General features: G+C 65.8%; 19 protein-coding genes. 10 read left to right on the plus strand and 9 right to left on the minus strand.

All coding sequences use genetic code 11. The features are described 5' to 3' along the window. Window positions 1–30 precede the first annotated feature (30 nt). The 3 genes from GJV26_RS17500 (at window position 31) to GJV26_RS17510 (ending at window position 4,267) form a co-directional block, all read left to right on the plus strand. Complete coding sequence (locus GJV26_RS17500) at window positions 31–2,742, plus strand: DUF4118 domain-containing protein (protein WP_155709956.1); 2,712 nt, start codon at window positions 31–33, stop codon at window positions 2,740–2,742. Next, on the plus strand, window positions 2,739–3,443 hold the full coding sequence (gene kdpE / locus GJV26_RS17505) for a two-component system response regulator KdpE (protein WP_155709957.1): 705 nt from the start codon (window positions 2,739–2,741) through the stop codon (window positions 3,441–3,443). The genes GJV26_RS17500 and kdpE overlap by 4 nt, the downstream gene beginning before the upstream one ends. Window positions 3,444–3,550: 107 nt before the next feature. Beyond that, window positions 3,551–4,267, plus strand: coding sequence for a TorF family putative porin (locus GJV26_RS17510; protein ID WP_155709958.1), 717 nt, complete (start codon window positions 3,551–3,553; stop codon window positions 4,265–4,267). Window positions 4,268–4,389: 122 nt separating this feature from the next. Here the strand turns inward: GJV26_RS17510 and GJV26_RS17515 are convergent, their stop codons facing one another. From GJV26_RS17515 to GJV26_RS17530, 4 genes are all read right to left on the minus strand, one after another. Then, entirely contained in the window at window positions 4,390–4,887 is a 498-nt protein-coding gene (locus tag GJV26_RS17515) for a cobyrinic acid ac-diamide synthase (protein ID WP_155709959.1), read from the minus strand. A 209-nt stretch (window positions 4,888–5,096) separates the two neighbouring features. Further along, a complete protein-coding gene (locus GJV26_RS17520) occupies window positions 5,097–6,266 on the minus strand; it encodes a vWA domain-containing protein (protein ID WP_155709960.1) in 1,170 nt (389 codons plus the stop codon). Further along, a complete protein-coding gene (locus tag GJV26_RS17525) occupies window positions 6,260–6,880 on the minus strand; it encodes a GNAT family N-acetyltransferase (RefSeq protein ID WP_155709961.1) in 621 nt (206 codons plus the stop codon). The genes GJV26_RS17520 and GJV26_RS17525 overlap by 7 nt, the downstream gene beginning before the upstream one ends. 13 nt (window positions 6,881–6,893) lie before the next feature. Then, window positions 6,894–7,757 (minus strand): AAA family ATPase, encoded by an 864-nt coding sequence (locus GJV26_RS17530; RefSeq protein ID WP_155709962.1) that lies wholly within the window; start codon window positions 7,755–7,757, stop codon window positions 6,894–6,896. 216 nt (window positions 7,758–7,973) lie between these two features. Between GJV26_RS17530 and GJV26_RS17535 the strand changes: the two genes are divergently transcribed. After that, complete coding sequence (locus tag GJV26_RS17535; protein WP_155709963.1) at window positions 7,974–8,303, plus strand: c-type cytochrome; 330 nt, start codon at window positions 7,974–7,976, stop codon at window positions 8,301–8,303. Window positions 8,304–8,314: 11 nt separating this feature from the next. Beyond that, window positions 8,315–8,656: a c-type cytochrome gene (locus GJV26_RS17540; RefSeq protein ID WP_155709964.1), complete on the plus strand. Its 342-nt coding sequence runs from the start codon at window positions 8,315–8,317 to the stop codon at window positions 8,654–8,656. A gap of 75 nt (window positions 8,657–8,731) precedes the next feature. On the opposite strand, the gene GJV26_RS17545 is transcribed toward GJV26_RS17540, so the two are convergent. Both GJV26_RS17545 and GJV26_RS17550 read right to left on the minus strand, forming a co-directional pair. Beyond that, on the minus strand, window positions 8,732–9,163 hold the full coding sequence (locus GJV26_RS17545) for a DUF1841 family protein (protein ID WP_155709965.1): 432 nt from the start codon (window positions 9,161–9,163) through the stop codon (window positions 8,732–8,734). A gap of 133 nt (window positions 9,164–9,296) precedes the next feature. Then, window positions 9,297–9,926: an RNA pyrophosphohydrolase gene (locus GJV26_RS17550; protein ID WP_229419338.1), complete on the minus strand. Its 630-nt coding sequence runs from the start codon at window positions 9,924–9,926 to the stop codon at window positions 9,297–9,299. 290 nt (window positions 9,927–10,216) lie between these two features. Here GJV26_RS17550 and GJV26_RS17555 point away from each other — a divergent pair, with 290 nt between their 5' ends. Both GJV26_RS17555 and GJV26_RS17560 read left to right on the plus strand, forming a co-directional pair. Beyond that, entirely contained in the window at window positions 10,217–11,953 is a 1,737-nt protein-coding gene (locus GJV26_RS17555; RefSeq protein WP_155709966.1) for a proline--tRNA ligase, read from the plus strand. Beyond that, window positions 11,953–12,588 (plus strand): lytic transglycosylase domain-containing protein, encoded by a 636-nt coding sequence (locus GJV26_RS17560; protein WP_155709967.1) that lies wholly within the window; start codon window positions 11,953–11,955, stop codon window positions 12,586–12,588. The genes GJV26_RS17555 and GJV26_RS17560 overlap by 1 nt, the downstream gene beginning before the upstream one ends. Window positions 12,589–12,849: 261 nt before the next feature. Here GJV26_RS17560 and GJV26_RS17565 read toward each other — a convergent pair whose 3' ends face one another. Next, a complete protein-coding gene (locus tag GJV26_RS17565) occupies window positions 12,850–13,236 on the minus strand; it encodes an SWIB/MDM2 domain-containing protein (RefSeq protein ID WP_155709968.1) in 387 nt (128 codons plus the stop codon). A 437-nt stretch (window positions 13,237–13,673) separates the two neighbouring features. Then, the gene (gene ffh, locus GJV26_RS17570; RefSeq protein ID WP_155709969.1) at window positions 13,674–15,041 is read right to left on the minus strand and encodes a signal recognition particle protein; all 1,368 of its coding nucleotides are present in this window, start codon (window positions 15,039–15,041) and stop codon (window positions 13,674–13,676) included. 209 nt (window positions 15,042–15,250) lie between these two features. Here ffh and GJV26_RS17575 point away from each other — a divergent pair, with 209 nt between their 5' ends. Both GJV26_RS17575 and GJV26_RS17580 read left to right on the plus strand, forming a co-directional pair. Next, window positions 15,251–16,318 carry a YjgN family protein gene (locus GJV26_RS17575; protein ID WP_229419339.1) on the plus strand — a complete coding sequence of 356 codons (1,068 nt, stop codon included), beginning with the start codon at window positions 15,251–15,253 and terminating at the stop codon, window positions 16,316–16,318. A gap of 3 nt (window positions 16,319–16,321) precedes the next feature. Next, window positions 16,322–17,329 carry a M48 family metallopeptidase gene (locus GJV26_RS17580; RefSeq protein ID WP_155709970.1) on the plus strand — a complete coding sequence of 336 codons (1,008 nt, stop codon included), beginning with the start codon at window positions 16,322–16,324 and terminating at the stop codon, window positions 17,327–17,329. Window positions 17,330–17,395: 66 nt separating this feature from the next. Here GJV26_RS17580 and GJV26_RS17585 read toward each other — a convergent pair whose 3' ends face one another. Then, window positions 17,396–18,406, minus strand: a complete 1,011-nt coding sequence (locus tag GJV26_RS17585; protein WP_155709971.1) for an NHL repeat-containing protein — start codon at window positions 18,404–18,406, stop codon at window positions 17,396–17,398. Between the two features lie 285 nt (window positions 18,407–18,691). On the opposite strand from GJV26_RS17585, the gene GJV26_RS17590 reads away from it, so the two are divergent. Continuing rightward, window positions 18,692–19,663 carry an ABC transporter substrate-binding protein gene (locus GJV26_RS17590; protein WP_155709972.1) on the plus strand — a complete coding sequence of 324 codons (972 nt, stop codon included), beginning with the start codon at window positions 18,692–18,694 and terminating at the stop codon, window positions 19,661–19,663.

Below are 19,663 nucleotides of genomic sequence, written 5' to 3' on the forward strand. Positions count from 1 at the left end.
TCCGTTGCGATCGGCTACACTCCCCACGACATGATTCCCATCGACAGCCAACGCCCCGATCCGGACGCCCTGCTGGCGCAGGTGCAGGCCCGCGAACAGCGCGAGGCACGCGGCCGGCTGCGCATCTACTTCGGCGCTTCCGCCGGCGTGGGCAAGACGTACGCGATGCTGTCGGCCGCGCGCAAGCTGCAGGGCGAAGGCTCGCGGCCGCTGGTGGGCATCGTCGAGACGCACGGCCGCGCCGATACCGCCGCGCTGCTCGATTCGCTCGACGTGCTGCCGTTGAAACAGGTGGCATGGCGCGGCAAGGCGCTGCCGGAATTCGACCTGGATGGCGCACTGGCCCGCAAGCCCGCACTGATCCTGGTGGACGAACTGGCGCACTCGAATGCGCCGGGCGCGCGCCACCCGAAGCGCTGGCAGGACGTGGAGGAGCTGCTCGATGCCGGCATCGACGTGTTCACCACGGTCAACGTGCAGCACCTGGAAAGCCTGAACGACGTGGTCGGCGGCATCACCGGCATCCGCGTGGCCGAAACGCTGCCCGACACCGTGTTCGACCGCGCCGACGAAGTGGTGCTGGTGGACGTGCCGGCCGACGAACTGCTCGAACGCCTGAAGGACGGCAAGGTGTACCAGGGCGAGCAGGCCGGCCGCGCCGCCCGCAACTTCTTCCGCAAGGGCAACCTGATCGCGCTGCGCGAACTGGCGCTGCGCCGCACCGCCGACCGCATCGGCGGCGACGTGCAGGCCTACCGGGTGGAAAAGGCGATCAGCCCGCTGTGGAAATCGGGCGTGGCGCTGCTGGCGTGCGTGGGGCCGCGGCCGGGCGGCGAGCACGTGGTGCGCAGCGCGGCCCGGCTGGCCAGCCAGCTGAACACGGACTGGCACGCGGTATATGTCGAAACGCCGGCGCTGCAGCGGCTGCCGGCCGCGCGCCGCGAAAAGATCCTGCAGACGCTGAAGCTGGCGCAGGAACTGGGGGCCACCACGGCGGTGCTGGCCGGCGACGACATCGGCGCGGCGATCGCCCGCTATGCGCTGGCCCGGAACATTTCAAAGGTGGTGCTGGGCCGGGCGACGAAATCATGGCCGTGGCGCCGGCCGCACCTGCGGCGGATTGCCGCCGCCGCGCCGGCGCTGGACATCGTGGAAACGGGCAACGACGCGCTGCGCGGCGGCGACCGCCCGGCGCCGGCGGCGAGCGCGGTGGAAGAAGCGGCCCCGAAGGGCTGGCGCCGCTACCTGCTGGCGATGCTCGGCAGCGGGCTCGTCGCGCTGGCCGGCCTGCCGCTGGCGGGCGCGCTGGAAATCACCAATATTGCCATGCTGTTCCTGCTCGGCGTGCTGGTGGTGGCGTTCCGGCTGGGGCGCGGGCCGGCGGTGCTGTCCAGTTTCGTCAGCGTGGCCGCGTTCGACTTCCTGTTCGTGCAGCCGGCGTTCTCGTTCGCCGTCAGCGATTTGCAGTACCTGATCACGTTCGCCGTGATGCTGATCGTGGGCCTGATCACGAGCCACCTGACGGCCGGCCTGCGGTTCCAGGCGCGGGTGGCGTCGCACCGCGAGGAACGGGTGCGCGCCCTGTATGAATATGCGCGCGAGCTGACCGGCGTGCTGCAGGCGGGGCAGGTGCACGACATCACGCGGCGCACGTTGGCGCAGGCGTTCCGCGCACGCGTCACGCTGCTGCTGCCCGACGCCGCGGGGCGGCTGGAAATGCCGGAGCCGCCGGCACCGCCGGGGACGGACACGGAGGCGCAACCGCCGGACCCGGGCATTGCCCAGTGGGCCTTCGACCATGCGGAGCCTGCCGGCATCGGCACCGGTACGCTGCCGGCATCGCCGCTGTTCTACCTGCCTCTGGTCGCGCCGATGCGTACCCGCGGCGTGCTGGTCGTGGAACCGCAAGACCGCCGCTGGCTGCTGATTCCCGAGCAGCGCCGCCAGCTCGACACGTTCGCCGCGCTGGCCGCGATCGCGCTGGAACGGGTGCATTACATCGACGTGGCCCAGGGCGCGCTGGTGCAGATGGAATCGGAACGGCTGCGCAATTCGCTGCTGGCGGCGCTGTCGCACGACTTGCGTACGCCCCTCACGTCGCTGGTCGGCCTGGCCGAATCGCTGGCGATGTCGAAACCCGCGCTGTCGGCCGGGCAGATGGACCTGGCGCGCGCGCTGCAGGAAGAAACCGTGCGCATGAGCACCCTGGTGGCGAACCTGCTCGACATGGCGCGCATCGAAAGCGGCGCCGTCCGCCTGAACCTGCAGTGGCAGGCGCTGGAGGAAACGGTGGGCAGCGCGTTGCGCGCCAGCCGCACGCTGCTGGGCGGCCACCGCGTCGTCACGCAGCTGCCGGCGGACTTGCCGCTGGTGCGCTATGACGCCGTGCTGGTCGAGCGGGTACTGTGCAACCTGCTGGAAAACGCGGCGAAATACACGCCGGCGGGCAGCACGATCACGCTGGCGGGCCGGGTCGGCGACGGCATGCTGGCGGTGACCGTCGCCGACGACGGCCCCGGCCTGCCGGCCGGGCAGGAAGAAGCGATCTTTGAGAAATTCACGCGTGGCGAGCGCGAGTCCGCCAAGCCGGGCGTGGGCCTGGGGCTGGCGATCTGCCGCGCCATCGTGGAAGCGCACGGCGGCCACATCGATGCGCAGCGCGTGCTGCCGACTGGCGCGGCCCTCGTCTTGACGCTGCCGCTGGGCACCCCGCCCGCGCTGCCGGAGGAACCCCTGGAATGACCGATAAATTGATGCCGACCGCGCTGCTGGTCGAGGACGAGCCGCAGATCCGCCGTTTCGTGCGGATGGCGCTGGAGGAAGAAGGCTGGAACGTGCAGGAAGCGGCCACGCTGCAGCGCGGCCTGATCGATGCCGGCACGCGCCGCCCGGACCTCGTGATCCTCGACCTGGGCCTGCCGGACGGCGACGGCGTGGACCTGATCGCCGACCTGCGCAAGTGGTCGACGGTGCCGGTGATCGTGCTGTCCGCCCGCGTCGGCGAAGACGAAAAGATCCGCGCGCTGGACGCCGGCGCAGACGATTACCTGACGAAACCGTTCGGCGTGGGCGAGCTGCTGGCCCGGGTGCGGGCCATGGCGCGGCGCCGGCGCACGCCGGAACAGGATGCGGGCGGCGTGGTGCGGTTCGGCGACGTGACGGTGGACCTGCCGGCGCGCATGGTCACCCGCGGCGGCCAGATGGTGCACCTGACGCCGACCGAGTACCGGCTGCTGGCGGTGCTGGTCAACAATGCCGGCCGGGTCGTGACGAATCCGCAATTGCTGCGCGAGGTGTGGGGCCCGTCCCACGCCGGGAACGGCCATTACCTGCGCATCTACATGGGCCACCTGCGCCAGAAGCTGGAGCGCGACCCCGCCCAGCCGGTGCACCTGCTGACCGAAACGGCGGTCGGCTACCGGCTGCTGCTCGCGGCCGGCTAGGGCACACCGGCACGAACCACCCATTCGCAGCACCAGGCCAGCTGCGCCGCCACGCCCACCGCGTGGCGGCGAAGGCCAGACTCACCCTTTATTTTCGAAAGACCCTCATGAAACGACTGATTTCAGGCATTTCCCTCGCCCTCGTTTTCGCCGCCAACGCTTCGGCGCAGATAACGTACAACATTGCCGGCGTGTCCGATTACCGCTACCGGGGCATCTCGCAGACGCGGCTGCAACCGGCGCTGCAGGGCGGCGCCGACTGGGCCGACAGCGGCTCCGGTCTGTACGCCGGCACGTGGCTGTCGACGATCAGGTGGACGAAGGATGCCGGCGGCGATGGCGCCATCGAGTGGGACGTGTACGCCGGCAAGCGCGGCAGCATCGGCGGCGACGGCGGTTTTGCGTATGACGTCGGCGTGCTGGGCTATGCCTATCCATCCAACGGTCTCCATCCCGATGCCGATACGCTGGAGGTGTACGGCCAGCTTGGCTACGGCACGGCCACGCTGAAGTACTCGCATGCCGCCACGAACCTGTTCGGTTTCGCGGACAGCCGGAACAGTGGCTACCTGGATGCATCGGTCAACCACGACGCGGGTGGCGGCTGGATCGTCAACCTGCACGCCGGCCGGCAGAAGGTGCGCAACCACGGCAATGCCAGCTACACCGACTGGAAGGCCGGCGTGACGAAGGATTTCGGCTTCGTTGCCGTGGCATTGGCCTATATCGGCACCAATGCCGGCAGATCCGCGTATGCCTCGCCCGCGAACGGCAAGTTCACCGGGCGGGATGCGCTGGTGCTGACGGTTTCAAGGGTGTTTTGACCGCTCGGCCCGGACACCGGTTTTTTGCGCCGATGTTGGCAAAAACCGGTGTCCGACACCAGAACGTCGGATGCGCCGGTGCTGACGGTGTCGGAAGTGTTCTGAGTGTAATCAGCCGCGAATCAGCCGCGAAACACGCTGGCGTACAGGGTATCGGCGCCGGCGGCCAGCTCGGCGCCGGGCAGCCGGGCGTGCAGCGCGATGGCGGCATGCGCATCGCCGGACCCGCACGGCACGATGACGATCCGCAGCCCCGGGTTGAACAGCCGCGCGTTGCCGATGCGTTCGGCGAGCCGGGCGGTGCGGGCGGGATCGCCCTGCAGGGCGTCGGACGGGACCACGACGACGCCGGCGGCGATCAGCGCGGCGCGGCTGCCCAGCGAGTCGCGGCCGTCGGCGTCGACGACGATGTCCTGGAAGCGCATGCCGAGGTTTTCCAGTTCCGCTTCCACGCCCTTGCCGCAAACGGTCCGTGCCGGCTGGGGGAGCGGCGGATGGGGTTGGGAATCCGCGTCCACCAGCAACACCTTGCGGCCCGACAGCGTGCGCTGCGCCGCGAGCCGTTCGGCCAGCGCGAGCTTGGCGTCGCACGCGCCTTCGCTGACGACGGTGACGATCATGATTTCACCATGCGGCCGGCGGCGAACGGGGGAAAGAAGAGAAAGGGGGAATCTGGAACGGTATCGGTCATGGTGGCCATCGCCAGTGAGTTGGACTGGATTCACGATAGCAGCGCCCGCCGAACGGCTGCGTAAAGAAACGGGGCACGGTCGTAACGGTTTTGCAAAGGCGCCGCCGCGGCGGCAGCGCCTTGCAAAAACGGACATGCCTACTTCGACAGCACCCGCATCGCCCGTTCGAGCCCTTCGAGTGTGGTGGGAAACATACGGTTGTTCATGATTTGCCGTACGATGGCGATGGACTGTCGATACTGCCAGTACTGTTCCGGCTCCGGATTGAGCCAGGCGAACTTGGGAAACGCATGCGTGAACCGGGCCAGCCATTCGGCGCCCGCTTCCTCGTTGTTGTACTCGACCGAGCCGCCCGGCTGCAGGATTTCATAGGGGCTCATCGTGGCGTCGCCGACGAAGATCAGCTTGGTATCCGGCGTGTACTTGCGCAGCACGTCCCAGGTGGGAAAGCGTTCGGCGTTGCGGCGGCGGTTGTTCTTCCACAGGTAGTCGTAGACGCAGTTGTGGAAGTAGAAGAATTCCATGTTCTTGAATTCCGAGCTGGCCGCGGAAAACAGTTCCTCGGTGCGCCCGATATGGTCGTCCATCGTGCCGCCCACGTCGAACAGCATCAGCACCTTCACGTTGTTGCGGCGCTCCGGCTGCATGCGGATGTCGAGCCAGCCGGCGTTGTTGGCGGTGGCGCGGATCGTCTGGTCCAGCGCCAGTTCCTCGGCGGCGCCGTCGCGGGCGAAGCGGCGCAGCCGGCGCAGGGCCACCTTGATGTTGCGGGTGCCCAGTTCCTTGTCCGCGTCGTAGTCCTTGTAGGTGCGCTGGTCCCAGACTTTCACGGCGGTGCGCCCGCCGCCTTTTCCACCGATGCGCACGCCCTCGGGGTTGGTGCCGCCATTGCCGAACGGCGACGTGCCGCCGGTGCCGATCCACTTGCCGCCGCCTTCGTGGCGTTCCTTCTGTTCCTTCAGCAGTTCGGCCAGCCGGTCCAACAGCTTGTCGTAGCCGAACTTTTCCAGCGCTGCCTTCTGCTCGTCGGTGAGCTCGCGCTTCATCCGCTCCATCAGCCAGTCCAGCGGGATCGAGGCCTTGCCGTCGAACGCGCCGTCGATGCCCTTGAAGTACTGGGCGAACGCGCGGTCGAAGCGGTCGTAGTGGGCCTCGTCCTTCACCAGCACCAGCCGCGCGAGGTAGTAGAAATCGTCGAACGACTGCGTGACGACATGGCGTTCCAGCGCCTCCAGCAAGGTGAGGAACTCCTTGATGGTGACGGGGATTTTCGCGTCCTTCAGCGTGAAGAAGAAGTCGATCAGCATGGGCGTTCCATGGCGGGCGGGGGAAGGGCCTGCGAACGATCCTGCAGGTAGGCGAGGTGGGCGCGGACCTCCGGCCATTCGCCGCGCATGATGCTGTACATGACGGTGTCGCGCACGGTGCCGTCGCGCCGCACCGCATGGTGGCGGATCACGCCATCCTTCTTCGCGCCCAGGCGCTCGATCGCGGCCTGGGAAGCGTGGTTGAAGTTGTCGGTGCGCAGGCCGACGACGGCGCAGCCCAGCGTGTCGAACGCGTGCGACAGCAGCATGCGCTTGCAGCTGGTGTTCACGTGGCTGCGCTGGCGGCTCCTGGCATACCACGTGTAGCCGATCTCCACGCGGTCGATGGCGGGCACGATGTCATGGTAGCTGGTGCTGCCGACGACGGTGCCGGTGGCGGCATCGATGACGGCGAACGCCAGCCGGGCAGGGCGCATCTCCAGCGCGGCGGCGATGTACGCGTCCACGTTTTCCGGCTCCGGCACGGACGTCACGCGCAGCTTCCACAGCTCGCCGTCGCGTGCCGCGGCGCGCAGGCCCTCGGCGTGTTCCTGGCCCAGCGGCTCCAGGCGCACGCCGTGGTATTCGAGCGTTACAGGCTGGACTGAAATCATGGCTGCGCGGCGGTCACCGGTTGGTCCGCGACATGAACACGAGGCGCTCGAACAGGTGCACATCCTGCTCGTTCTTCAGCAGCGCGCCATGCAGCGGCGGCACGATGGCACGGCTGTCCTTGCCGCGCAACGCTTCCGGGGGGATGTCCTCGGCCAGCAGCAGCTTGAGCCAGTCGAGGAATTCGGAAGTGGACGGTTTCTTCTTCAGGCCGGAAACATCGCGCACTTCATAGAACGTCTGCAGGGCCTGCGCCAGCAATTCCTGCTTCAGGTGCGGGAAGTGCACCTTCACGATCGCTTCCAAGGTATCCTTGTCCGGGAATGCGATGTAGTGGAAGAAGCAGCGGCGCAGGAAGGCGTCCGGCAGCTCCTTCTCGTTGTTCGACGTGATGATGACGAGCGGGCGGTGCCTGGCCACCACCATCTCGCGCGTTTCGTACACGTAGAACTCCATGCGGTCCAGCTCGCGCAGCAGGTCGTTGGGAAATTCGATGTCGGCCTTGTCGATCTCGTCGATCAGCAGCACCACGGGTTCCGGCGCGGTGAACGCCTGCCACAGCACGCCCTTGACGATGTAGTTGTGGATCTCGCGCACGCGCTCGTCGCCCAGCTGCGAGTCGCGCAGGCGGGAAACGGCGTCGTACTCGTACAGGCCCTGCTGCGCCTTGGTGGTGGATTTGACGTGCCATTGCAACAGCGGGCGATCGAGCGCGGCGGCCACTTCCTCGGCCAGCATCGTCTTGCCGGTGCCCGGTTCGCCTTTCACCAGCAGGGGGCGCTGCAGCGTGAGCGCGGCGTTGACGGCGAGCTTCAGGTCGGGGGTGGCAACGTACTGCGCGGAACCTTCGAATCGTTGATGCTTGTGGTCGGCGGTCATGGACGAACTTCCGGTGGGAGGAAAAAAGGCCAGTATACGGTAGTTCCGCGCACGCCAGAACGTACTGGAAACGTGGTGGACGACCGGATACAGCTGCGCTAGAATCGGCCGCTGGTAGCACGAAAAGCAAGTATTTATGCAAGCAGCAAGGGGACACGGAGACCGCGATGAAAATGAGTCCCCTCCAATTACTCTTTTGGACTCGACTAGCCACCCATGAACAGACTCACAGCAGTGCTCCTGCTTGCCGGCGCCTTCCAGGCCACCCCGGCCGCCCTTGCCGCGGACGTCGTCGGCAACCCGGCCGCCGCGCCATCCAAGATCGAAATGTGCATCGGCTGCCATGCCATTCCCGGCTACAAGGCCACGTTCCCCGAAGTGTTCCCGGTGCCGAAGATCGGCGGCCAGAGCGCCAAGTACATCGAGGCGGCGCTGAAGGGGTACCAGAAGGGCGACCGCAAGCATCCTTCGATGCAGGGCATCGCCGTCAGCCTGTCCGACCAGGACATCGCCGACATCGCCGCCTACTACGCCAAGCAGAAATGAGGAAGACCGCCATGAAGAAGACACTGCTCGCCGTGGTCTGCTGCATCGCTTCGGCCGCCGCCGTGGCCGCCGGCAACATCAACAACGGCAAGGCCCTTGCCGAGAAGTACGCCTGCGCAACCTGCCATGGCAAGGATTACAACTCGCCGATCGATCCGAGCTACCCGAAACTGGCCGGCCAGCACCGCGATTACCTGGCCCACGCGCTGACCGCCTACAAGCGCGGCGATGCCCCGAACGGCCGCAACAACCCGATCATGGGCGGGCTGGTCAAGCCGCTGTCGAACAAGGATATCCAGGACCTGGCGGCGTACTTCAACAGCCTGCCGGGAACGATGGTCGTCAAGCGGTAAGTTCGCGGCATCGTTGCAGAAACCGGTGCAGGACACCATTTCCCTGTGGGAAATAGTGTCCTGCACTGGTTCCGTCTACTGTTGCGCGCGCCGCTTCACGGCGTCGATATACGCTTCGCCATCCGGCGGCAGCCCATTGCGCTGCGACTTCCAGATCATCTCTCCAAGACACTCCATGATCTCGTGCTGCGCCTCGTGCGTGGAATCGCGCTTCTTCGACAGCGCCTCGTAAGCGGCGCGGATGCCGCGCGGCGAGTCGATCGATACCTGCTCGGAAATCGACAGGTGCATCGCCAGGTGCAGGAACGGATTCGCTTCGCCGCCTTCGACGGAGTAATCGCGCGCGAGTGCCGCTTCCACGTCGGTCAACGCTTCGTCGTACTCGGGATGCAGCCGCACCCAGTCCAGCGCCATCGCTTCGAGGGGGGTGAGGATTTCATGGGCGCGGTCCTTGCGGAACACTTCGCAGAAGAAGCGGCGGACGTCGTGGGAAGAGGGGGTGAACATGGGGCTGGCGGCGGCAGGCGTTGTGCGGGGAGGCGGACATTGTACAAAGAAATGCCCGCCGGCGCAGGTTGCCCCGCGCCGGTTGCATGAACGTCAAGAAAGTGCCTGGCCGGCGCCGCGGCCGGACTAGCGGCTAGCGCTTGCCGGAGGCGGCCAGCGCCGCGCCGTCGCAGCCGACCACTTCCTGCGGCGGTGCCACGATCGCCTGCTGCGACGTTCGCTGCCCCTGCTGGCCGCGGCCGTGCGGCTGGCGCAGGTAGCGCGACGAATGCCGGCGTTCGCCATGCGCGGGCCACGTGAGGAACCGGGAAAGTTCCTGCAGCGCGCGCTGGTACACCTCGCGCTTGAACTCGATGACCACGTCCAGCGGCACCCAGTATTCGTGCCAGCGCCAGGCGTCGAATTCGGGGTGGTCCGTCAGCCGCAGGTTCACTTCATTGTCGCGCGCACACATGCGCAGCAGGAACCAGATCTGCTTCTGCCCGCGGTAGTGGCCGCGGATCTCGCGCTTGATGAAATGATCCGGCACTTCATAACGCAGCCAGTCGCGCGTGCGGCCCACGATTTTCACGTGCTCCGGACGCAAGCCGATTTCCTCCTGCAACTCCCGGTACATGGCCTGCTCGGGTGTCTCGCCGTACTTGATTCCTCCTTGCGGAAATTGCCATGAGTGCTCGCGCACCCGCTTGCCCCACCACACCTCATTATGAGAGTTCAGCAGGATGATGCCGACGTTGGGGCGGAACCCTTCCCGATCGAGCATAGTGCACCTCAAACTTTCTGCGGCCGATGCAGTCCTTTACATCTATCTTTCTTACATTTTTGCCCACAAGTCCGCCTGCCGACACCGCCTTCCTGGTACGGAGGCATCCGGCAAGCCCGCGCTTGAACGCGACAGTTGCACCTGCGGCTGAGTGCGCCGTTGGACGCGCAATCGATCACGCAGTTGGACCCGCAGTTGAACCCATTGTATAAATGATGGATGCATCAGCCAGCTAATCCTTTAAAATTAGGTTGATTATAACCCCCTCTTTTTGAAAAGAATTCACAGATATGCGTGCGTCACGGTTTTTTATTTCCACACTCAAAGAAGCGCCTTCCGATGCGGAAATCGTCAGCCATAAACTGATGATGCGGGCAGGCATGATCAAGCGGCTGGGCTCGGGCATCTACACGTACATGCCGATGGGCCTGAAGGTCATCCGCAAGGTCGAGGCGATCGTGCGCGAGGAGATGAACCGCGCCGGCGCCATCGAGCTGCTGATGCCGCTGGTGCAGCCGGCCGAGCTGTGGCAGGAGACGGGCCGCTGGGACAAGATGGGCGCGGAACTGATGCGCGTGAAGGACCGGCACGGCCGCGAATTCGCGATCCAGCCTACCTCCGAGGAAGTGATCACCGACGTGGTGCGCGGCGAGATCAAGTCGTACCGCCAGCTGCCGTTGAATTTTTACCACATCCAGACCAAGTTCCGCGACGAGCGCCGCCCCCGTTTCGGCCTGATGCGCGGCCGCGAATTCACGATGAAGGATGCATATTCGTTCGACCGCGACCTGGAAGGCATGCAGAAGTCCTACCGAGTCATGTTCGATGCGTATACGAAGATCTTCACCCGCTTCGGCCTGAAGTTCCGCGCGGTGGCGGCCGACAACGGCGCCATCGGCGGCACCGGATCGCACGAATTCCACGTGATCGCCAGCACCGGCGAGGATGCGCTGGTGTACTGCCCCACGTCCGATTACGCGGCCAACATGGAAGCGGCGGAAGCGCTGCCGACCGGCACCCGCGCGGCCCCTGCCTTTGATCTGGTCAAGACGTCCACGCCGAAAGCGGCCAAGTGCGAAGACGTGGCGAAGCTGCTGGGCATCGAACTGTCGAAAACGATCAAGACGATCGCGCTGACCGTCGAAACGGAAGCGGACGGCAAACTGGATAAACAGTATTTCATGCTGCTGCTGCGCGGCGACCATGAGCTCAACGAGATCAAGGCATCGAAGGTGCCCGGCCTGCAGGGCGCGTACCGCTTTTCCACCACGGAGGAAATCGAAGAAGTGTACGGCTGCAAGCCCGGCTACCTCGGGCCGATCGGCACGAAGGCGCCGGTCACCATCGTGGCCGACCGCACCGTGGCCAACATGTCGGATTTCGTTACCGGCGCCAACGACGAGGATTTCCACTTCACCGGCGCGAACTGGGGCCGCGACGTGCCCGAGCCGCACATCACGGCCGACCTGCGCAACGTGGTCGAAGGCGACGCTTCGCCGGACGGCAAGGGCGTGCTGGCGATCGAGCGCGGCATCGAAGTGGGCCACGTGTTCCAGCTGGGCACCGCGTATTCGGCGGCGATGAACGCCACCTTCCTGGATGAAAACGGCAAGCCGGCACCGCTGCAGATGGGCTGCTACGGCATCGGCGTGACCCGCATCCTGGGCGCGGCGATCGAGCAGAACTTCGACGACAAGGGCATCGTCTGGCCGACGTCGATCGCGCCGTTCGAGCTGGTGCTGTGCCCGATGGGTTACGACCGCAGCGAACTGGTGAAGGAGGAGACCGACAAGCTGTATGCGGCGGCTCTCGCGGCCGGCATCGACGTGATCGTCGACGACCGCGGCCTGCGCCCGGGCGCCATGTTCGCCGACTGGGAACTGATCGGCGTGCCGCACCGCGTGGTGATCGGCGACCGCGGCCTGAAGGAAGGCAACCTGGAATACCAGGGTCGCCGCGATACCGAGGCGACCAATGTGCCGCTGGCCGACATCGTGGCCTTCGTCAAGGCCCGAGTGCAGCAGTAATGAAGGCGGGCCGGGAACGGCGCCGCTGGTGGGCGCGCCCCTTGCGGTGGTGGCACACGATCGCGTTTGCCACCGGCGTGCTGTGCGCGCCGTTCGGCTTTGCCGGCAACCAGAAGGAAGAAGCGCTGGCCGACTCGGTGCGGGTGGCGCTGTCCACCGCCATCCTCGACGCGCGCCCGCCGAAGCCTGCTTTCGTCAATCCGGCCGACCAGGCGCGCTACGACGCGTGGGTGGCCGACATGTCCGGCCGCCTGAAGCGCAAGCTGCCGGACGAGCAGCACCGCCGCGAATTCCTGGAAACCGTGTGGTATGAAGCGCGCCGCGCCGGCCTCGAACCTTCGCTGGTGCTGGGGCTGATCCAGGTGGAATCGGCCTATCGCAAGTACGCGGTGTCGATCGTCGGCGCGCGCGGCTACATGCAGGTGATGCCGTTCTGGACCAACGTGATCGGCGACAGCGACCGCCGCAAGCTGTTCAACATGCAGACCAACTTGCGCTACGGCTGCGCGATCCTGCGCATGTATGTCGACATGGAGCGGGGCGACCTGTTCCTCGCGCTGGGACGCTACAACGGCAGCCGCGGCAAGCCGGCTTATCCGAACGCGGTGCTGAAGGCCTGGAACAACTGGCGGTAGTTGCCGAACGCCGGGGACAGGGAAACTTCGGGACGAAAAAAGCCCCCGGTCGCATCGCGAGCCGGGGGCTTTGTCCGTAACGGCCTGGTATCCCGAATCAGAGATTCGTTGAATAAATTCGACGAGAATCGCCCCGATGCTGCGTTGAAAATACCCGGAAAGGCCTCGGCCTTACCGGGTATTTCCGCCTTGCCTCGAGACGATTTCGTCAAATTTATTGGTCAACGAACTTCTGATTCGGGACACTAGCCAATGAGGAGCTTATTTCAGGTGATCGGAAATGAGCTTCGTCATCTCGAACATGGAGACCTGCGCCTTGCCGCCGAAAACGGCCTTGAGCTTGTCGTCCGCGTTGATCATGCGGCGATTGGCGGCATCCTGCAGGTCGTGCTTCTTGATGTATTCCCAGACTTTCTTCGTGACTTCCGTGCGCGGCAGCGGGGAGGCGCCAACTACCGGGGACAGCTCTGCGGACGGAGTCATCTCTTTCATGAATGCTGCATTGGGCTTGCGTGCTGCGGGTTCTGCCTTTTTCGCTGCCGGCTTGGCTGCAGCTTTCGCTGGAGCGGCGGCTGCCTTCTTTGCCGGAGCCGCTTTCGTTGCGGCTTTCTTGGCAGGTGCTGCCGTGGATTTCTTGGCTGTTGCCATATTCGAGCCTCCTTAACATACACATGGAAATTTGCGCACTACAACGCACGGCTAATATTGGTTGCCTTTTTAAGAGGATGCAAGCGTTTTTCGCGTTTTTTGTGGGAAACGGCACGTAAAGAAAGGTTAATAATGAAAAAACCGCCGCTGTGCCTGCACACAGGGCGGTTTTTGACAGCTGGCAGGCCGGAAAGCCGCGCCGTTACAGCGTTTCAGCGACTCGCGCCCTGACCTGGTTTTTAATGCCATGACCTTTGTTTTCAACGCACGTATGGGGACTGTGCTGCAACGGGGTCACGGCAAGACGCCGCGCCGCCATCCTGGTTTGCTTTAGCGCACCCGGTATGGCCTGCGCTGCAACGGGGTCAGGGCAAGGCGCGGCAACGCAGACAGTACACTGGTACGGCAAGTTGCCGCGCCGCCGCCATGGCCCCGTTTCAGCGCAGGCCAGGCATCATGCCCTTCATGGAGCGCATCATCTTCATCATGCCGCCGCCCTGCAGTTTCTTCATCATCGTCTGCATCTGCTCGAACTGGTTCAGCATGCGGTTCACTTCCTGCACCTGCACACCGGCGCCGGCGGCGATGCGGCGCTTGCGGGTCGCCTTGATCAGGTCGGGCTTGGCGCGTTCGGCCGGCGTCATCGAATCGATGATGCCGACCATCCGGCGTACCTGCTTCTCCGCCTGGTCCATGTTCGCGTTGCCGGCGGCCTGCTGGAACTGGGCCGGCAGTTTATCCACCAGGCCGGCCATGCCGCCCATCTTCTTCATCTGGCCCAGCTGCGCCTTGAAGTCGTTCAGGTCGAACTTGCCGCCCGCCTTGACCTTGGCCGCCAGGTCCGCCGCCGCTTTCGCATCGACGCCCTTGCGCGCTTCTTCCACCAGGGCGAAGATGTCGCCCATGCCGAGGATGCGGTTGGCCATGCGGGCCGGGTCGAACGCTTCGAGGCCATCGAGCTTTTCCGACACGCCGGCGAACTTGATCGGCTTGCCGGTGATGTGGCGCACGGACAGCGCCGCGCCGCCGCGCGAATCGCCATCGAGCTTGGTCAGCACGATGCCGGTCAGCGGCAGCGCGTCGTTGAAGGCCTTCGCGGTGTTGATCGCATCCTGGCCCAGCATCGCGTCGACGACGAACAGCGTTTCGATCGGCTTGACCGCGCCGTGCACGGCGGCGATTTCCTTCATCATTTCCTCGTCGATACCGAGGCGGCCGGCGGTGTCGATGATCAGCACGTCGTGGTAGTGCTTCTTCGCCCAGTCCAGCGCGGCCAGCGCGATATCGACCGGCTTGTCCTGCGCGGTGGACGGGAAGAAGTCCGCACCCACCTGGGACGTGACCGATTGCAGCTGCGCGATCGCCGCCGGGCGGTACACGTCGGCCGACACGGTCAGCACTTTCTTCTTCTTCTGCTCGCGCAGGTACTTGGCCAGCTTGCCGACGGTGGTGGTCTTGCCCACACCCTGCAGGCCGGCCATCAGGATGATCGCCGGCGGCTGCTGCGCAAAGCTCAGCTGCGCGGCTTCGGGGCCGAGATCGGCGCCCATCAGCGCGCCCAGCTCGCGCTGGACCACGCCCACCAGCGCCTGGCCCGGCGACAGCGAGCCCACCACTTCCTCGCCAAGCGCCTTTTCCTTGACCTTGCCGATGAATTCGCGCACCGCGGGCAGCGCCACGTCGGCCTCGAGCAGGGCAAGGCGCACTTCGCGCAGCATCTCGGCGGTATTGGCCTCGGTCAGGCGGGCCTCGCCACGCATGGTCTTGACGACCTTGGCGAGGCGTTGAGTCAGATTGTCTAGCATGTCGGATGATCAGGTAAGAGAGGGCGGGCAGGTGCCCGGAAACGGTGCCATTTTACAGCAGTGCGGGGACGCCGGTCCGACGATGGCGCGGGGCGACACTCTCCAATTGTCACAGCCGTGCACACACGGCAGGATAGTTTGCTATTTCAGATTGACAACTTTTAGGGCGGCCGGCATCGTGCTCCTTCACTTCAAGAGGGGAGGGCAGCATGGGCACCATGTTGAGCGGCGCAGCAGTGCCGCAGGCGGAACCGCAAGTCCGCGAAGAGCGTTTCGTGTTTACCGCGACCGGCGGCGAGTATTTCCGGATCTGGATCGTCAACCTGTTGCTGACGGTCGTCACGCTGGGCATCTATTCGGCGTGGGCCAAGGTGCGGCGCAACCAGTACCTGTATTCGAATACCCGGCTGGCCAGCGGCGGCTTCGAGTACCACGGCTTGCCCATCGCGATCCTCAAGGGGCGTATCGTGGCCGGCGTGCTGTTCGGCGGCTATTACGTGGCCGCCGCAGTGTCGCCGGTGGCTGCGCTGGCGGTATTCGCCGTATTGATGGGGGTGATGCCATGGCTGATCTGGAAGGGCCTGCAGTTCGCGCTCCATAACAGCAGCTATCGCGGCATCCGTTTCGGGTTCGACGGCAGTGCCAGGGGAGCGTACTTCCATTACCTGGTGCTGCCGCTGCTGGCGGCGCTGACGCTCGGCCTGCTGTATCCGTTCGTGCACCAGCGCATCAAGCGCTTCCAGCACACGCACAGCCGTTACGGCAGCGTGCCATTCTCGTTCGATGCACCGGTGAGCGGCTTCTACAAGCGCTATCTCGTGATGGCGCTGGTACTGTTCGGCGGGCTGGGGCTGAGCATCGTCGCGGCAGGACTGCTCGTCAGCGCACTGGGTGTCCCGGTCGCGCAGGCGCAGGCAGCCGGCGCGATGATCGGCCTCTTCCTGGTGTATCCCTACCTGCTGTGCGTGCTGTGGATCTTCTACGCCACGCTGCAGAACCTGATCTGGAACCACACGCAGCTGGGGCCGCACCGCTTCCGTTCCACGATGAAGGCTGGCCGCATCGCCTCCATCTACATCACCAATACGCTGGCGATCCTGTTCACGCTCGGCCTGTTCATTCCGTTCGCCACGGTGCGGGCAATGAAGTACCGCCTGGAATGCACGTCGCTGCTGGTCGCCGGCAGCCTCGACGACATTGCCGCCGGCCAGCGTGCCGAGATCGGCGCGATCGGCGACGGTGCGGCCGACCTGGGCGGCTTCGACCTGGCGCTGTAGGCGATGGGTATCGAGCTGACCGGAAATTACTTCGACGGCCGCACGTCGCGCGCGCACCGCGTGACGCTGGCCGTGCGCGATGGCATGGTGCACCTTGGCGGGGATATCGAGCGCAGCACACCGCTGGCGCAGATGCGCGTGGCCGAACGCATCGCCCGCGCACCCCGCAAGCTCACCTTCCCCGACGAGGCCACGTTCGAGGCGGATGACCAGGGAGCGCTGGACGCGCTGCTGCAGGCGACCGGCCACCGCGACAGCCCCGTGGTGCGTGCCCAGCAAAGCTGGCGCGGCGCACTGGCCGCGCTCGGCGTCACGGTGGGCGTGGTGGTGCTGGGCTACCTGTTCGTGCTGCCGGCCGGTGCCGACCTGGTCGCGCGCACCCTGCCGGTGGCGGTGGAGCGGCAGATGGGGCAGGGCACGCTGGCCCTGCTGGACCGCCATGTGTTCGCGCCCAGCCGCTTGTCCGAAGCGCGGCGCGGCGAACTGGCCGCACGGTTCGCGCGGCTGGTGCCACCCGGCACGGTGGAAGGACCGGCGCCCGTGTGGCGCCTCGTCTTCCGCAAGAGCCGGATCGGCCCGAACGCGTTTGCGCTGCCATCCGGCGACATCGTGCTGACGGACGAGATGGTGGCACTGCTGAACGACGACGGCGCCGTGATGGCCACGCTGGCGCACGAGCTGGGCCACCTGCACGGGCGCCACCTGACGCGGCGGCTGATCCTGGGATCGGCGGTCGCCGCCGCCAGCCTGCTGGTGTCGGGCGATGCCAGTTCGCTGGTCGCCGGCGTGCCCGCGCTGGCGCTCGACCTGCGCCACTCGCGCGACGCGGAACGGGAGGCGGACGATTACGCGGTCGCGCTGCTGGAGCGCAACGGCTTGCCGCTGGCGTACCTGGAACGCGTGTTCGTGGCGCTGGACGGGCTGGAGGAAAACGGCGCGGTGCCGGCTTACCTGTCCAGCCATCCGGCCACGGCCGAACGGCTGGCCAGGGTGCGCGCACACACCCGGTAAGGCGAGCGGGCCTTTCGCGCCGGCCGGAAGTGCGTCCCCGCCGCCGCCGCTGCCCTCGCGGTTGTTTTACTCTTTGCCCGCGAAAGGCGTCGTGGTCCCATCCGCGTTCAGCACGTCGACCTGGGTGGCGCGTACAAGCACCACGCGCTGGCCGCCGTTGCCGGCGATCTGGCGCACCGTATTGCCCGGCAGCGTGGCGATGGTCGTCACGCCGGCCTGGGTAACCTTGCGCAGCGTGGCGTTCGGGAGACCGCTCAGTGTGTCGAGTACCAGCACATCGCCCTGGCTGTCGACGGCCAGGCCGAACGGCGCAAGGAAGCGTGCCTGGGAGCCGGTGCCGTCCTGCGGCAATGCCGCGCCCGGGCTGCCGGCCAGTGTCGTCACCACGCCGGCCGGCGTGACCTTGCGGATCAGCGTATCGTCGATGACATACAGGTTGCCCTGCCGGTCGCTGGTGGCCGCCTTCAGCGAGCGGAAGCGCGCGGTGCCGGCCGCGCCATCGACCGGTACGGGCGAGCCAGCCCCGGTAACGGTGCCGGCCAGCGGCGCCACGCTGCCGTTTTCGGCGATCGTGACGATGCGTTCGTTCCCGATGCCATACAGCTTGCCGTCCACCGTGCCATGCAGCTCGAATGCTTCGTTCGGTGACAGCGGCAGCGTGGCGACCGTGGTGGACTGCAGGTTGTCGTCCAGCCGGCGAACCGTGACGGACCTCGCCGCGGCGTCGACCTGGGCGTAAGCGAGCAGGCTGGATGCCGACGGCGCCACGCTGCCGACCGCGTCGGCGGACGCCAGCGTGACGACGGCGCCATCCGGCGCGATGTGGCGCAGCACCTTGTCATCGGCCACCAGCAGCGTGCCATCGGCAGCCATCGCCAGGTCGCGGATGTTCGCGAAGCGGGCGTTCGTGCCCTGGCCGTTGATCACGCCGACGATATCGGGCAGTGGAGACAGCGTGGCTTCGATCGACTTCGTGACGCCGCCGGCGGCTGGCGCATCGCTGCCGCCGCCGCATGCGGTAACAGCCAATGCCAGCAGGACAGCAGGCAGCGCCCGCTGCAGGATATCGTTTTGCATCGTCATATCTCCCTTGTGGTTATCGGTCTCGCGCGACGGATGGATGCCATGTCGCTCTTGTGGTTCCCAGGCGATTATGGATAACAAAACAGGCGGCAAATCTCACGAAATCCCACTTGTCACGAATCGTTACAAAAAATACACGCTTCCTGGTTTTTTCAACGCGACTTCAACGGGGCGCCCGATCTTGCGCTCATGCACGCCGATAGCCGGGGTATGATGCCCTGGCAGTCCGTCGGGCTTGCGGTCAGGCCTGGTCGTTTCTTTTTCGCCAAAGGAGTGGGAATGAAGCTGAAGTCGGTGGCAATGGCATTGATGCTGGGCGCGCTGTGCGCGGCCGGCGCGCAGGCGCAGGAAGTGGTCCGCCTGGGCAACCTGAAATTCGCCCATTACGGTGCCGTTTCCTATATCAAGGAAATCGCGCCCAAGTGCGGCATCAAGGTCGAGGAACACGTGTTCGCCAAGGGACTGGACGTGATGCAGGCGATCATCGCCGGCGAACTCGACGTGGGCGCCACGGCGTCCGAGGCGGCCATTTCCGGCCGCGCCGGCGGCGCGCCGATCTACGTGGTGGCCGGCTTCGCGAAAGGCGGCGCGCGGCTCGTCGGCCGCACCGACCTGAATCTCAAGTCGATCAAGGACCTGAAAGGCAAGCGCGTGGGCGTCACGCGCGGCGGCATCCAGGAAGTGCTGCTGCTGGCCGAGCTGCAGCAGGCCGGGCTCACTGCGTCGGACCAGCCGGGCAAGGATGTGCGCCTGGTGTTCCTGGCCTATGCCGACCTCAACCAGGCGCTGCTGGGCAAGAACATCGACGCGATGATGCAGTCCGAACCGCAATCCTCGCAGGCGATCAACAAGGGCTTCGGCAACGAGATCATGAAGCCGTACAACACGCCGATCGGCGAACCGGTGCGCACCATGGTGATGACCGAGAAGTTCTACAAGGAGCGCCGGCCGGTGGCCGAGAAGTTCATGCGCTGCTTCGTCGAAGCCACCCGCACCTTCATCGACAACAAGGCGGTAGCCGAGAAATACGTGCGCGAAGTGGTGTTCAAGGGCCAGATCACGAAGGACGACTTCGAGGATGCGATCGGCAATTCGCCCTATGTCCACGATATCACGGTGGAACACATCCAGACCACCACGGATGTGATGGTGAAGACCGGTGTCGGCCGCATGAGCCGCCCGCCGGTGGCCAAGGACTGGGTGCGTACCGACCTGCTGGAGCAGGCCCGCAAGAACCTGGGCATCAAGTAA

Origin of the sequence: Pseudoduganella dura (assembly GCF_009727155.1) — a bacterium.
Taxonomy (GTDB): Bacteria; Pseudomonadota; Gammaproteobacteria; order Burkholderiales; family Burkholderiaceae_D; genus Rugamonas; species Rugamonas dura.

What these genes read in the sequence shown, in the direction of transcription:
- GJV26_RS17560 (WP_155709967.1), top strand. Translation starts at nt 11,953, where the DNA reads ATGAAGGCGGGCCGGGAACGGCGCCGCTGGTGGGCGCGCCCCTTGCGG.
- GJV26_RS17550 (WP_229419338.1), bottom strand. Translation starts at nt 9,926, where the DNA reads ATGCTCGATCGGGAAGGGTTCCGCCCCAACGTCGGCATCATCCTGCTG.
- kdpE (WP_155709957.1), top strand. Translation starts at nt 2,739, where the DNA reads ATGACCGATAAATTGATGCCGACCGCGCTGCTGGTCGAGGACGAGCCG.
- GJV26_RS17535 (WP_155709963.1), top strand. Translation starts at nt 7,974, where the DNA reads ATGAACAGACTCACAGCAGTGCTCCTGCTTGCCGGCGCCTTCCAGGCC.
- GJV26_RS17530 (WP_155709962.1), bottom strand. Translation starts at nt 7,757, where the DNA reads ATGACCGCCGACCACAAGCATCAACGATTCGAAGGTTCCGCGCAGTAC.
- GJV26_RS17515 (WP_155709959.1), bottom strand. Translation starts at nt 4,887, where the DNA reads ATGATCGTCACCGTCGTCAGCGAAGGCGCGTGCGACGCCAAGCTCGCG.
- GJV26_RS17575 (WP_229419339.1), top strand. Translation starts at nt 15,251, where the DNA reads ATGGGCACCATGTTGAGCGGCGCAGCAGTGCCGCAGGCGGAACCGCAA.
- GJV26_RS17525 (WP_155709961.1), bottom strand. Translation starts at nt 6,880, where the DNA reads ATGATTTCAGTCCAGCCTGTAACGCTCGAATACCACGGCGTGCGCCTG.
- GJV26_RS17520 (WP_155709960.1), bottom strand. Translation starts at nt 6,266, where the DNA reads ATGCTGATCGACTTCTTCTTCACGCTGAAGGACGCGAAAATCCCCGTC.
- GJV26_RS17500 (WP_155709956.1), top strand. Translation starts at nt 31, where the DNA reads ATGATTCCCATCGACAGCCAACGCCCCGATCCGGACGCCCTGCTGGCG.
- ffh (WP_155709969.1), bottom strand. Translation starts at nt 15,041, where the DNA reads ATGCTAGACAATCTGACTCAACGCCTCGCCAAGGTCGTCAAGACCATG.
- GJV26_RS17565 (WP_155709968.1), bottom strand. Translation starts at nt 13,236, where the DNA reads ATGGCAACAGCCAAGAAATCCACGGCAGCACCTGCCAAGAAAGCCGCA.
- GJV26_RS17545 (WP_155709965.1), bottom strand. Translation starts at nt 9,163, where the DNA reads ATGTTCACCCCCTCTTCCCACGACGTCCGCCGCTTCTTCTGCGAAGTG.
- GJV26_RS17580 (WP_155709970.1), top strand. Translation starts at nt 16,322, where the DNA reads ATGGGTATCGAGCTGACCGGAAATTACTTCGACGGCCGCACGTCGCGC.
- GJV26_RS17540 (WP_155709964.1), top strand. Translation starts at nt 8,315, where the DNA reads ATGAAGAAGACACTGCTCGCCGTGGTCTGCTGCATCGCTTCGGCCGCC.
- GJV26_RS17585 (WP_155709971.1), bottom strand. Translation starts at nt 18,406, where the DNA reads ATGCAAAACGATATCCTGCAGCGGGCGCTGCCTGCTGTCCTGCTGGCA.
- GJV26_RS17510 (WP_155709958.1), top strand. Translation starts at nt 3,551, where the DNA reads ATGAAACGACTGATTTCAGGCATTTCCCTCGCCCTCGTTTTCGCCGCC.
- GJV26_RS17555 (WP_155709966.1), top strand. Translation starts at nt 10,217, where the DNA reads ATGCGTGCGTCACGGTTTTTTATTTCCACACTCAAAGAAGCGCCTTCC.
- GJV26_RS17590 (WP_155709972.1), top strand. Translation starts at nt 18,692, where the DNA reads ATGAAGCTGAAGTCGGTGGCAATGGCATTGATGCTGGGCGCGCTGTGC.